14 protein-coding genes are annotated in these 12543 nt (G+C 45.5%); 4 read left to right on the forward strand and 10 right to left on the reverse strand.

Going from position 1 to position 12543, the window contains the following annotated elements; all coding sequences use genetic code 11:
* Positions 1 to 12 precede the first annotated feature (12 nt).
* The 3 genes from H580_RS0101555 to H580_RS0101565 all read right to left on the reverse strand — a co-directional run bounded on the left by H580_RS0101555 (position 13) and on the right by H580_RS0101565 (position 2448).
* A complete protein-coding gene (locus tag H580_RS0101555; RefSeq protein ID WP_245583456.1) occupies positions 13 to 1263 on the reverse strand; it encodes a PBSX family phage terminase large subunit in 1251 nt (416 codons plus the stop codon).
* Positions 1260 to 1862, reverse strand: a complete 603-nt coding sequence (locus H580_RS22950) for a terminase small subunit (RefSeq protein WP_245583457.1) — start codon at positions 1860 to 1862, stop codon at positions 1260 to 1262. Before H580_RS22950 ends, H580_RS0101555 begins: the two co-directional genes overlap by 4 nt.
* A gap of 142 nt (positions 1863 to 2004) precedes the next feature.
* On the reverse strand, positions 2005 to 2448 hold the full coding sequence (locus H580_RS0101565; protein ID WP_028593234.1) for an ArpU family phage packaging/lysis transcriptional regulator: 444 nt from the start codon (positions 2446 to 2448) through the stop codon (positions 2005 to 2007).
* Positions 2449 to 2643: 195 nt separating this feature from the next.
* Between H580_RS0101565 and H580_RS26575 the strand changes: the two genes are divergently transcribed.
* Both H580_RS26575 and H580_RS0101575 read left to right on the forward strand, forming a co-directional pair.
* The gene (locus H580_RS26575; RefSeq protein ID WP_036604286.1) at positions 2644 to 3039 is read left to right on the forward strand and encodes a helix-turn-helix domain-containing protein; all 396 of its coding nucleotides are present in this window, start codon (positions 2644 to 2646) and stop codon (positions 3037 to 3039) included.
* Between the two features lie 10 nt (positions 3040 to 3049).
* On the forward strand, positions 3050 to 3511 hold the full coding sequence (locus H580_RS0101575; RefSeq protein ID WP_028593235.1) for an ImmA/IrrE family metallo-endopeptidase: 462 nt from the start codon (positions 3050 to 3052) through the stop codon (positions 3509 to 3511).
* Between the two features lie 190 nt (positions 3512 to 3701).
* Here H580_RS0101575 and H580_RS0101580 read toward each other — a convergent pair whose 3' ends face one another.
* Positions 3702 to 4535: a uroporphyrinogen-III synthase gene (locus tag H580_RS0101580; protein ID WP_028593236.1), complete on the reverse strand. Its 834-nt coding sequence runs from the start codon at positions 4533 to 4535 to the stop codon at positions 3702 to 3704.
* A 12-nt stretch (positions 4536 to 4547) separates the two neighbouring features.
* Positions 4548 to 5096, reverse strand: a complete 549-nt coding sequence (locus tag H580_RS0101585; protein WP_084508813.1) for a SprT family protein — start codon at positions 5094 to 5096, stop codon at positions 4548 to 4550.
* A 98-nt stretch (positions 5097 to 5194) separates the two neighbouring features.
* Between H580_RS0101585 and H580_RS0101590 the strand changes: the two genes are divergently transcribed.
* Entirely contained in the window at positions 5195 to 5545 is a 351-nt protein-coding gene (locus H580_RS0101590) for a hypothetical protein (RefSeq protein WP_028593238.1), read from the forward strand.
* Between the two features lie 180 nt (positions 5546 to 5725).
* Positions 5726 to 5866, forward strand: a complete 141-nt coding sequence (gene cmpA, locus H580_RS26090) for a cortex morphogenetic protein CmpA (RefSeq protein ID WP_157282635.1) — start codon at positions 5726 to 5728, stop codon at positions 5864 to 5866.
* Positions 5867 to 6018: 152 nt separating this feature from the next.
* Here cmpA and H580_RS0101600 read toward each other — a convergent pair whose 3' ends face one another.
* The 5 genes from H580_RS0101600 to H580_RS0101620 form a co-directional block, all read right to left on the reverse strand.
* The gene (locus H580_RS0101600; RefSeq protein WP_028593239.1) at positions 6019 to 8250 is read right to left on the reverse strand and encodes a Tex family protein; all 2232 of its coding nucleotides are present in this window, start codon (positions 8248 to 8250) and stop codon (positions 6019 to 6021) included.
* Between the two features lie 208 nt (positions 8251 to 8458).
* Positions 8459 to 8809, reverse strand: coding sequence for a type II toxin-antitoxin system PemK/MazF family toxin (locus H580_RS0101605; protein ID WP_028593240.1), 351 nt, complete (start codon positions 8807 to 8809; stop codon positions 8459 to 8461).
* A gap of 3 nt (positions 8810 to 8812) precedes the next feature.
* Complete coding sequence (locus H580_RS0101610; protein WP_028593241.1) at positions 8813 to 9094, reverse strand: CopG family ribbon-helix-helix protein; 282 nt, start codon at positions 9092 to 9094, stop codon at positions 8813 to 8815.
* A 263-nt stretch (positions 9095 to 9357) separates the two neighbouring features.
* A complete protein-coding gene (alr, locus tag H580_RS0101615; protein WP_028593242.1) occupies positions 9358 to 10551 on the reverse strand; it encodes an alanine racemase in 1194 nt (397 codons plus the stop codon).
* 144 nt (positions 10552 to 10695) lie between these two features.
* Positions 10696 to 12108, reverse strand: a complete 1413-nt coding sequence (locus H580_RS0101620) for an outer membrane lipoprotein-sorting protein (RefSeq protein WP_028593243.1) — start codon at positions 12106 to 12108, stop codon at positions 10696 to 10698.
* Between the last annotated feature and the right edge of the window lie 435 nt (positions 12109 to 12543).

The following is a 12543-nucleotide window of genomic DNA, read 5'->3' on the forward strand; positions in this document are numbered from 1 at the left end:
ACTAGGTTCACCTCACCTTAAAATGGTAATACTCGATCGATTCATCTCATCCTCTAGCGCGTATCTCACCGCATCAATGCTATGGTTGTCCTTATCAGGATAACCTGCCTTATATCCACCACTGCCATCAGGCTTTAGCTCATATTGATAAAATTCCCGCTTCGTATTCGGACATCGAATAGGATCGATTACGATTTCCTCTAAATCTTGTAAAAATTTAATCCCATATGCCACGCTGTCTGGACCTTTTACCGCCCTCGTAATCCGAAGTCCATACCCTTTCAATTCATTGATCGTACGCGGCTCAGCTGAGTCCGCCGTCACCGATTGATTGAGCTTGTTCTCTTCTCGGATATGGTCCACCAGCTGTTTGTTAGACATTTGGGTTTGATGAACTTCATAGAAAATATAAAGCCGTCTACGCGTCTTATCATAGTGACAAACCGTATAATGCGAAGGATCATTTGCATATCCAAAGTCAAGTCCACGCTTCACGCGATCAAACCTACCAATTTCATCAGCTGTAATCGTTCGAAACGTAATGTTTCTAAACACTTCTCCACCACTTCCAGTGACCGCTCCCATATATTCATGTTCGTATCGGTCCGGTTTCGTTGTCTTTAAGTGTTCCGCTTCAACTACAAATTGCTTCCCCAGCCAATGATCGGGTACAGACATATAGGTGCTGTGATGAATAAGTCGATCTTGACGTGTTTCAGTTAACTCTGCATTAAGCCAATGTCTCGTAGTTTGTGGTGGATTAAAGCTGTAAAAAACTACAAACTTCGCCCCCCCGCGCAGCAGCGACTGGTTAATCGAGCGAATTTCTTCCATCCCTGCAAATTCATCAACCTCTTCATACCAAACATATTTAAAATATCCTTTTGCGAGCTTCGTAGACTTCAACTTCGTAACGTAATCCGCTCCGCGAAACCATATTTTCTGCCCTGTTGGTAAATACGTCAGCTCAAGCTTGGATTTGGGTATATCCCATAAATGGGACACTTGAAGTCGCTCTATCGCCCACACAAACTGTTCAAACACCGATTCGCGCAGCGTTTGCTTCACTTTACGAATAGCCATCGCATTAGCTAGCGGGTCTTCCATCATCCCTTTAATCGTCTCAATGCTCACGAAGGAGGACTTCGTTGATCCACGCCCACCTTTTAACCAATAATGCGTATGAATTTCTTGTTTGATATCGTGGTGTACACTGTAAAAATGAGGAGCAATCAGGCTGGACATCGTGACATGAGCCATCATGGATTCCTCGGCATTTCAAGGTCATGCATAGCGTGATGGCAAGTTTCATCTGTTTCATCAGCCTCATGAGTTGCATCATGCAAAGTGTAAGGAGACTCATCTGAAAACGGGATATCGTCTACAATATGCACTGCACCTTGGACATCCACTTGGTGCTTGTCCACCCACATGCCGAATCGTTTCCCCAGCAGCTCCAACGCCTTAATTTTGTCAGCAAATCGAATCACCCGCTCTACCGCATTGCCTTCTGGTGTCGGAATCGTCTTCACCTTCACACTCGCAATGGCTGCCGTGTCATCTGCTGATACATCAGGTTGCAGTGTCGCATCCTCTAGATTAATAACGTTCGGTGCATTTACAAATGCAATACGAGCCAGCTCGCGAATAATTCGCTCCTGATTCACACCAATTCGTCTTGAATGCTCGGCCATTTTGTCGTCTATGTACGCACGCACTTTTGCATGCTTCATCAATCTGCACGCTTGTTGCTCAGCCGTATTCGCACTATAACCCGCCCTGATTGCAGCCTGCGTGGCATTGAGGTCAATCAGGTACTCATCTGCAAATCGTTGTTGTTTGGCCGTCAATGCCATACTCATGCCCCCCTCCTGCACTAGGATCATTAACCTCTCGATAAACCGTCCACACTACTATCCTATAGCGTGTGCTGCCAATTCACCTGCAACAATTCTGCAAGCTATCTGCAAAGTTTCTGCAATCGATACCATCAAAAAGACTCCATCAACAAGCTGCTTCTTCTGTAAAAACTTCCAGTCTCAACGCATAAGCGAGCTGCTTCATTGCCTTCGACTTCGCATAATAATAGGAACGCTCCGACATATGCATGTCTACATATACATGGATATCGGTCACACCATCATCGCCAAGATATCTCATTTCGATGATTCTACGATGCATATCTGTTAACTGACTAACTGCCTTGATCACTTGATCGTATTCGTGCTGCAACCGCTCTTCTCTGTCCACGTTATACGTAGCGAGCATCGCCGTTTGGTCACTTTTCACATTCGTATTGCTGCGCGGCGTATCACTGTATACCGCTGTCACTCTAGCTTCACGGCGAATACATCCAAACTTTTTATATAATCTGGCCGACTCTAATCTTTCCTCTACTTTTCTCGATGTTCTGCGTGCATGAAGCTTTAGATCCTCACCTGTCCCCATAGTAGCTGCCCCCTATTCGCTCTTACATAAAATTCGCATACGCATAATAAAATTATTCGTTGGCGCATATTTAGAATATACAACCAATTATGCGCGAGCGCAATACTATCTCTCAAAAATAATTGCGTACACGCAATTACTCGTATATAATTGAATTATGTGTTCGAACAGCGAAATGAGGTGAATGAAGTGTCGATGAAACACGATCATTTTGGCGATATTTTAAAGCATCTACGGAAAGATTCTGGATTTAAGACACAAAAACAGTTGTCAGATTCCTCTGGTATTTCACAGACAACACTTTCAAGAATCGAAGCCGGTATCCAAAAACCGATGCCTGGCACGTTAAAAATGCTAGCGAAATATTTGCAAACTTGCACATACGAACAGTTAATGGAAAAAGCAGGGTATTTTGAGGGAGATCTATCTTCTGAGCATACAAATAGTCATCACATGCCTACCACAATCGCAGAGCACATGCATGAGCCCTATACGATAGCAGCTCATCATGAAGGTGAAGATTGGACGGAAGAAGAGCTTGAGGAGATTGAGAGATTTAAGCAATTTGTAAAATCAAAGCGCAAACAATAGGAGTGACGCCATGAGCTATGAGCAATTGCTTAAAGAGGCAGCACAACAAAAGGTAGATACTTATGAAATGCCGATGACATCAAGAAATAAAGGATTTTATTCGGACAAAGTAATCTGGATCAATAAGCATATTTCTACGAATATTGAGAAAGCTTGCATTCTCGCGGAGGAGCTTGGTCATTACTATACCTCCTCTGGGGATATAACCAATCAAAGTGTACTGTGCAATCGCAAGCAGGAGAAGCGCGCACGCAATTGGGGCTATAACAGACTGATTTCGTTAGATATAATTGTTGATGCCCATAAGCACGGTATCCGCAATCGATATGAGCTTGCTAACTATATCGGGGTCACTGAGGATTTCCTTGACTCTACTCTCCTTCATTTTCAAGAAAAGTACGGCTCATCCGTAACAGTAGGAAAATATACGATCTGTTTCGAGCCATTAGGTGTACTCGAATGGTTTGAATAGCAATATGTGAGCAGGATTTTCTGCAAATATGTTACTGCTTGCTAGAAGTTAGTTGATTCAATGTCCACGCCGCTATTAAGCCCAGAAAAAACAAACGACCGCTTCCCATTAGCATATCGGGAAGCAGTCGCAACTTATCAACCTATTGGCCGTTCTTTTATAATCATTATGAATGATAATATGGCACCATTTAATCTATAGTTTCTTCCTGCTTCTCATCATACCATTGCGCCAACCGCACAATTAACGCTCCCATTCGCTCCTCTTGCGGCACAAGAATGCGCTCAACGCCTTCATCCCGCAGCACACCCGCTGTCACCTTGCCAACGGCCGTTGCCAGTGTACCCGATGCAAATTGCTCCAGCAGCTCTTGCTCCAACCCTTGCTCACGAGCATATTCAAATAAAAATCTCGGCTGAGGCGCACTTGTCATGACGACTGCATCGACTTGGCCTTGCACGATCTCTGCCAGCAGCTGCTTCATCACTTCAGGCTCAGGTGGAACGTGACGATATGGCATCAGCTCCGCATAACGAGCTCCAGCTTCCTCAAAGAAAGCCACCAACGCAGGCGCAGGGTCACCATGAAGCTGCAAAGAAACGGTTTCACCCTTAAAGTGCTCCGCTCCATGAACTTCCAAGGCTCTAATAAGCCCCGCTGTTGAACCATCGTCATCACGAACTTCTGGTACAATACCAAGTCGCTTCAACGCATTCATCGTTTTATAACCTCGCGCTGCATGCCTCAGCTCCTTAAGTCGCGCCTTCAAAGCATCCGCCTTGCCTGATGCTTCAGCTGCTTCCAGTAGCGTATTAATGCCAATACCCGTCGTCCATATGGCCCATGTGAACGGTGTATGAAGGAGCTTGTCCACTTCTTGATCCAGATGTTCAAATTGTGCATAAACCGTCCCCTGCGTCGGACGAATGAGCGGTGTTCCACCCTGCTTCATCACGATCGTTGCCATTTCTTCCGCCTTACGCGGTCCAGTAAGAACTATCGTTTTGCCTGCTAACTTAGCCATATCTATCCCCTCCTACTTCAAATTCTTAGATGTTCCTGTCTCAACAGCAAGACGCTCCATAAGGAGCGACCCTCTACAACGACCGCAAACGTACTTACGAACATCTACACGGCGCTTGCGCAAATAAGTAAGGCCGCATGCTTTACATACCAGCCGATATCGATAGGGCTCTCTACGGTTCTTCTGCAAGCTGGGAATCGCCTTACAAAATCTCGATCCGCCAACCTTTTGCAGCAATTGTTTAAAATCCTTATCCCGATGCTGATATCCCTTTCCTTCTATATGAAGATGATAATGACACAGTTCATGCTTAATAATACGGATCACTTCTTCTTCCCCGTGGGCTTCCCACTGCTTCGGGTTAATCTCGATATTATGGGATCGCAGCAAATATCGACCGCCAGTCGTCTTCAATCGGGCGTTGAACGTTGCTCGATGACGAAACGGTTTGCCAAACGATTCGATGGAAATACGCTCTACCATCTGCTGTAAAATAGGTTCTGTTATCCGATTCAAGGTAAGCGCACCGCCCTCCACGTATTTAGCTGCTTGTCCTCTCATTTAAAAAGCATGCGAGTTTTCCATACTTGAATTTGTACTTGAAGTCCATTACACTGTCAAGAGAATAATGGCAATTGAACGTGAAGGAGCGACAGATTATGCCGAATATGCGCTATCTTATTTTACAACGCGATACGAAGCTGGAGTTTGTAGAAATGCCGACTGACTATGCTTATCAACTAAGTGCGTTGAACCTACGTTTGAATAAAGAAATTGGCAAGCTAACCGCTCATGAGGTTCCCGTACTGCCTGTTGCAGTAGCAGAATGCGATCATCTTGAATTGCTGCGCGAACAAGATCAGATCGTGAGCGGACTTCATTATTTGAATGAACTTGAGCAAGCTTTTGCGTCCATTCGCGAAACGGAGTACCCACTGATCTCCCTGCTTACGGAGATTCGTGCCCTACAAGCGCAAATGGAACAATGGTATGAGGAAGAAGCTGTTTAGTAACATAGGAATACATTTTACGAACTCCCGCTGCTTAACCGCGCTGGAGTTTTTTATTTGTGCAGCACTTTTAAATTTATCATAGCTTATGTACTTTACAGGACCTGCACCTTCCATGACAAATGCCCATATGATAACGGTACAACATCGTATCGTCATCACTTGAAGGAGGGAATACCTGTGCCGCAATGGTTATGCAATCAGCTGATGAAAGCCTATCAGAAAAAAGATCGTCGGCAGATCAAGCTGCTCAATGATTGTTGGTTTTTTTATCGTTCGAAGCCGTCAGTTCGTTCATTCCATTCGAAGACAACTCCGTAATCAGATCAACAAATCATTCAGCAAGCGATAGGCTTCGTCGCCCCTCTCGGAATAAAGCCGGACCATATCTCTCAGGGAGGCATGTCCGGCTTCTACATGTTTATTGAAACATGACGGGAATGCACAATATGTGTGCTTACTCCATCATCCTCCTATTGCTTAGGCTGCTTCATGGTCAACCCAACGCGGCCTTTTTTCACGTCCACCTGCATGACCCATACGGTCACATTGTCTCCAACAGAAACGACATCAAGCGGATGCTTCACGAAGCGATCGCTAATTTGCGAAATATGGACGAGCCCATCATTTTTGATTCCGATGTCAACGAAGGCCCCGAAGTCGATCACATTCCGAACGGTTCCTTGCAGTTCCATACCAGGAGCTAAGTCTTCAATTTGAAGCACATCTGTACGGAAGATCGGTGGCGGCAGTTCCTCACGCGGATCGCGTCCAGGGCGCAGCAAGCTGTCTACGATATCTTTCAACGTCGGTATACCAACTTCCAGCTCGTCTGCCAATTGCTCAATGGAGGCATCGCGCAGTTTCTTCACAAGCTCCTCTGAGCCGATTGCATCGGCTTTGAAGCCGAGCGAAGCAAGCAGGCGCTCAGTTACCTTATAGGATTCAGGGTGAATCGGCGTTCGATCAAGCGCATAATCTCCATCTGTAATGCGCAAGAAGCCAATACATTGCTCGTAGGCTTTCGGGCCAAGACGAGCCACCTTCTGCAACTGCTGACGCTTGGTGAACTTGCCGTTCTCTTCCCGGTGCTTCACGATATTTTTGGCCAACGTTGCATTTATTCCAGCCACGTAAGAAAGAAGCGAAGGGGAAGCTGTATTTACATCAACACCAACATGGTTAACCGCAGATTCAACAACGGCGCCAAGGTTCTCTTCTAAACGTTTAGCAGCGACATCATGCTGATATTGTCCGACCCCAATTGCCTTCGGATCGATTTTAACTAGCTCGGCAAGCGGGTCTTGTACCCGTCGACCGATAGATACTGCACTACGCTCGGCAACATCAAGACTAGGGAACTCTTCCTGTGCTAATTTAGATGCAGAATAAACACTCGCTCCCGCTTCATTTACGATAAGGTACTGTAATCTCTTACCGGATTCAGCAGCATAGTGTCCAAGCCACTCCGCAACGAACTGCTCCGTTTCCCTTGATGCTGTACCATTTCCGATAACGACAATATCTGCATCGTATTTACGAGCCAATTCACTGAAAATACGCTCTGCTTCTTTAACCTTGTTATGCGGCGCAGTCGGATACGTCACTGCTACTTCAAGCATTTTACCAATATCATTGACAACAGCTAGCTTACAGCCAGTACGAAATGCTGGGTCAACGGCTAATACCGTCTTGCCTTTAACAGGCGGCTGCAACAGCAAGCTGCGCAGATTTTTGGCGAATACATCAATTGCCTGCTCCTCCGCCTTCTCTGTCAACTCATTGCGTACATCGCGTTCAATTGATGAAGCAATTAGACGCTTGTAAGCATCTTCAACTGTCGCTTCCAGCAAACTACGAACAACCGATGCACCGCGAATCCACTTTTTCTGTATGTATGCCAAAATCGTGTCGAGCTGTACATCCAATGATACCTTCAACACATCTTCCCGCTCACCACGGTTAATCGCCAATATTCGATGGGAAGGCAGACGCTTAACAGGCTCACTGTACGCATAGTACATCTCATACACCGATTCCTGTTCTGTATCTTTAGCCTCAGTCCGCAGCAATCCTTGTTCGTATGTATATTGTCTAACCCATTTACGAACGACAGGATCATCCCCGATTAACTCGGCGATAATGTCGAGCGCACCTTGTATCGCTTGCTCGCTCGTCTCCACACCTAAATCAGGCTGGATGTAGGCAGCAGCTTCCTGCAAAGGGTCTCCTGACTTTGGCTCCGTAAGCACCCAATCCGCCAACGGCTGTAAGCCTCGTTCTTTCGCAACGCTTGCACGAGTTTTCCGTTTCTGTCTATACGGACGATACAAGTCCTCTACTTCTTGCAGCTTAACCGCTTTCACAATGGCTTGTTGCAGATCCGTTGTCAGCTTGTTCTGCTCTGCAATGAGACGCATCACTTCGCGTTTGCGTTCTTCCAACCCGCGAATGTAGCCTAACCTTTCTTCCAAGCTACGAAGCTGATTCTCGTCAAGTTCTCCTGTCATTTCTTTACGATAACGAGCAATAAACGGAATGGTGTTCCCTTCGTCCAATAGCTCGATCGTACGTTGAACTTGTCCTGTCCCAAGAGACAGCTCAGAAGAAAGCTGCTTTAAAAGACGCTCACGCTCATTTGCTTTTAGCTGCTCTACAATCGCTTCCAGTTCTGCTAACTCCATCGTTTGTTCAGATACCGTCATCTTAGCCTTCCTTTCTATCTCAATGGCTAGTAACCTCACCATCATTATTGTCTCAGAAATCCGACAGCTTTTCCAGCAGTGCCTAGAGGAAACAAAAAAGACCACCGATTATGCAATCAGCAGCCTTATCTTTGTCCACATATCGACAAGAAGGAAAAGCGAACGAGCCTCCACCTGTCTGAATAAACAGGCAGAGGCTATTTCTCAATTAAAAATCAATCAAACCAATGCTAATCTGGAGGGCATCGTCAACTTTGCGCATCGTCTCATCATCCAAATGTGTAATCTTATCCGTCAGACGCTGCTTGTCGATTGTACGAATCTGCTCCAATAAAATAACAGAATCACGATCAAAGCCATGCGTCTCCGCATCGATTTCCACATGAGTTGGAAGCTTCGCCTTCTGGATCTGCGCTGTTATAGCCGCTACTATGACGGTTGGGCTGAAGCGGTTGCCAATATCATTCTGAATAACGAGAACCGGACGAACACCGCCCTGCTCCGAACCAACCACGGGTGATAAATCAGCAAAAAATACATCCCCGCGCTTCACAATCACTGGCTACACCCCGCTAACTAAACGGCCCAGCGTGCCATCCGCATCTGCTTCTGCATAGAACGCTTCGGATGCCATCGTCAAGTTTATCTTCGCCATCTCCATATAGCCACGCTGCATAGACTCACGGATATGACGTTTCTTCCGTTCGTTCAAGTACAATTTCATAGCTTGGCGAATGAATTCACTGCGATTGGAGTTCTCCATTGCCACGATGCCGTCCACTTCCTGTAACAGTTGGTCGGGCAAGCTGATCATTATTCGTTTGGTGTTGTGTATGTTTCGCACCTGTTCTCGCACCCCCAAAACCTTTCCTGCCTTATCACCATTATGTCGTACCTATAGAAAAATTATACAAGAGCATATATATGCCGCATATAGATCGGATATGTGAAAAGTCATACACGGTATATATAGCTTCATTTTATTCATTACAATACGTTATCGAATACTGCTATACTTTATCGATTATACCATTATTCGAGCATGTTTCCTCATTTTCCTTCATCCAAATGGAGAGAATGTAGGAAAATTATTGTTTTTGTCACATGTTACAATAAAGGATTGTACACACTGCGCACATCGTTCTGTTTTTCATAAATACGTGGAATTCGATGTGCAAGCTTGCATATAATCTCATAATTGATCGTGCCAAGCTTATCGGCCATCTCTTCGGTAGAAATACGGGCATCGTGTTGGGTCCCTATGAGAACAACTTCTTCACCAACACGCACATCAGCCGCCTCTTCACCAAGCGATGCTAGGGATACCATGCATTGGTCCATACAGATCCGCCCAATTACGGGTACTCGTTTGCCGCGAATAAGCATTTCAGCTTTACCACTGAGCATACGTGAGTAACCATCTGCGTATCCGACAGGGATCGTAGCTATCCACTCGTCCCCTGATGTGAAATACTTAGTGCCATAGCTAACCCCTTCGCCAGTTGGAAGCTGCTTGACATGAACCACTTGCGTCTTCCAGGACATAACAGGCTGTAAAGAAACAGCTGTCTTGTTGACCTCATCAGATGGATACAGCCCGTACATGCTAATCCCAACACGTACCATATTCACTGCGCAGCCTGGTAACTCAATCGTTCCCGCACTATTGCTCAGATGAATCACTGCCGGACATTGCTGATGCTGCTTCAAAGCCTGTACTACAGACTGGAATCGCTCTATCTGCATATTTGTGTACGTTTTATCTTCTTCATCCGCAGAAGCAAAGTGTGTAAATAATCCTTCTACATCCACACCCTCAATTCGGGATAAACGACTTATAAATGCAACCGCTTCATCAGGCGAGCGCAAGCCAAGCCTTCCCATTCCGGAATCTATTTTCACATGGACACGCAAACGATGTCCATTATTGTCCGCTGACAAGGTAGGAGCTTGCTGCTCTAGGGCTTTCAATACGTCTTCAGAAAATACATTAATACTAATATGATGGCAGAACGCCGTCGGAATTGCTTCCGGCGGCGTATAGCCCAACACGAGAATTGGCGTCACAATACCCGCCTGTCTCAATTGAATTGCTTCATCTATGAATGCAACGTTGAAGTAATCTGTACCGATCTGCTCTGCTGCTTTAGCCATTTCTACGGCACCATGACCATAGGCATTTGCTTTGACACATAGGCCAAGCTTCGTCCCTTCCGGGATCATGCTGCGAAAAGCTTGTATATTATGCTCGAGCGCATCTAAAGAAAGCTCGATTCGTGTAGGACGATAGTATGATTCCATTCGTGTCACCTTCTCCGTTCCATATTGCCGCTCAATCGTCAACAAACCTATGTTAAATGGTGTCTGGTAGCCTGTCAACGCAGTGTAGCGGCAGTATAGTGCGGAAAAATGATCCTATTTTTCACAAAATGTCGAGATTCCAGCCTATTTCCCTGATTGATCAACCATGGATTGGGCGATCTTAATCATCTCAGTGAGCGGCAAATCTCCTGAAGTAATACGATATTTAATACCATCATACAGCCAAGTCATCGACTTTTGCTCTTCACCGATAAGATGAGCAACTGTAAATCCTAGATTCACACCCTCTGAATAGCCAATACCGACCTCAACATCTTCTGGACGCTCTTCCATGATGGAATACGTATACGTTCCTGTATAACGCATCATCACGGCATGAGATTTGCTGTCTGGCAGCTCAACTCGTTCACCTAGCTCTACACCAGTTGGCGTGTATGACGGCTCAATGAAACCGAACGGTCCTAACGGACTTCCTTCATCTTGACCGCCGCTATCATCTGTATTCGGTTGGTCATCTACGGCAGGTACTTGCTCATTGCCTGCGGTCTTACCAGTCGGAGCTGTTTCAGGTGCTTTGGCATCATGATTGTTATGGTCAACAGCTTCTGTGCTTGTTGGGGCAGGCGTTGTTGCTGCACCATCTGGGGCTGTATGGGCTGGTGTATCATTAGATCCTTTTGTAGCAGTGTTCGTCGGTGCCTCAGTAGTACCTTTTGTTGCATCGTTAGTTGCTGGCTCTGTCGATCCATCTGTAGAGTTTGTGGTTGTCTTCGCCTCTCCATCTACAGCAGGTGTTTCGGTTGCAACTCCTGTAGATGCAGGTGCAGATGATGAATCTGTTGCTGACACAGCGGAATCGGCTGGCTGCTTGGTCTGAGCTTGCGGCTGCGGATCAATATTTGCACTCGCTGTCATATTGCGCTGCATATCGAACGCGTCTTTTTCAAACTTTTTGCTGAAATCAAACTGCTTGAACTTCATCTCCACTACAACGCGAGACTCTGCATCCGTTACTTGAACTTGCTTCGGCGCGTAGCTCTGCTGATCTAACCAAATCTTCTGCCTTACAAGTGAGTCCGTCTGATAATTAGCCGCAACTTCAAAGACGAAGCTGTCTCCTTCTTCCGTAAACTGCGGTGCTTTATCTGCCAAAATGCTATGAATAAGCGTCTGATACAAGTAAACTTGACCTTGATTATCCGGCCAATCGCTTTGGAAGCGGAAGCTCTTCTTCAAACTTGGAGTCAACACAAAAACTCCCTCATCATTGCGCAACACGATCTGTGAGACGTCCTTCTTGGCATTTTTCAGCTCAATACGATAGTACGACGGGTTCTGGTACCAAACTTCCACTTGATACTCTAAGGGCTGCTGGCCCGAGTACAACGTCATCGTTCCAATACCAGCATAGCTTTCCAACTTGCTCATCTTTTGATCCAAGTCCTTGACCACTGATGTTGCATCCTTCTGACCGCATCCAGCCAAAAATAGCGCACAGCTCAACACTATGGCCAATACCCATAAGATCCGACGCATGAGATCATCCCCTCTGACATTGAATATGACTTTGCCTCGTAACGGCTTCCATCTGCTAACATGTCTATGAGGGAACTTGGCCAAATATGCAGACATGCATGACAAGCTAATTTGTGATCTGATCATGTGGACAAAAGTGCAGTTATTTTATGAAGAAAACATCATTTTGGGGTAGATATGGACAAATGTGCAGTTATTTTTCTCGATTATCGCTTGAAATGAAAAAAGAGCCGAAATAAATGCATTTTTGCGGATAATACCCCAAATATACAGATTTACCGAATAAATAACTGCACTTTTGTCCAAATGCAAATCTCAAATGCATGTCCAAATGCAAATCTCAAATGCATGTCCAAATGCAAATCTCAGATTCATTTTCATAATCAAATTCATATTCGAAAATCAAAAGCTTGCATCTCATGCTACTTCTCAGCA

Origin of the sequence: Paenibacillus assamensis DSM 18201 (genome assembly GCF_000422445.1) — a bacterium.
GTDB classification, from domain to species: domain Bacteria; phylum Bacillota; class Bacilli; order Paenibacillales; family Paenibacillaceae; genus Paenibacillus_B; species Paenibacillus_B assamensis.

What these genes read in the sequence shown, in the direction of transcription:
- alr (WP_028593242.1), bottom strand. Translation starts at nt 10,551, where the DNA reads ATGGAATCATACTATCGTCCTACACGAATCGAGCTTTCTTTAGATGCG.
- H580_RS0101555 (WP_245583456.1), bottom strand. Translation starts at nt 1,263, where the DNA reads ATGATGGCTCATGTCACGATGTCCAGCCTGATTGCTCCTCATTTTTAC.
- H580_RS0101580 (WP_028593236.1), bottom strand. Translation starts at nt 4,535, where the DNA reads ATGGCTAAGTTAGCAGGCAAAACGATAGTTCTTACTGGACCGCGTAAG.
- H580_RS26575 (WP_036604286.1), top strand. Translation starts at nt 2,644, where the DNA reads ATGAAACACGATCATTTTGGCGATATTTTAAAGCATCTACGGAAAGAT.
- H580_RS22950 (WP_245583457.1), bottom strand. Translation starts at nt 1,862, where the DNA reads ATGAGTATGGCATTGACGGCCAAACAACAACGATTTGCAGATGAGTAC.
- H580_RS0101585 (WP_084508813.1), bottom strand. Translation starts at nt 5,096, where the DNA reads ATGAGAGGACAAGCAGCTAAATACGTGGAGGGCGGTGCGCTTACCTTG.
- H580_RS0101600 (WP_028593239.1), bottom strand. Translation starts at nt 8,250, where the DNA reads ATGACGGTATCTGAACAAACGATGGAGTTAGCAGAACTGGAAGCGATT.
- H580_RS0101620 (WP_028593243.1), bottom strand. Translation starts at nt 12,108, where the DNA reads ATGCGTCGGATCTTATGGGTATTGGCCATAGTGTTGAGCTGTGCGCTA.
- H580_RS0101590 (WP_028593238.1), top strand. Translation starts at nt 5,195, where the DNA reads ATGCCGAATATGCGCTATCTTATTTTACAACGCGATACGAAGCTGGAG.
- H580_RS0101575 (WP_028593235.1), top strand. Translation starts at nt 3,050, where the DNA reads ATGAGCTATGAGCAATTGCTTAAAGAGGCAGCACAACAAAAGGTAGAT.
- H580_RS0101565 (WP_028593234.1), bottom strand. Translation starts at nt 2,448, where the DNA reads ATGGGGACAGGTGAGGATCTAAAGCTTCATGCACGCAGAACATCGAGA.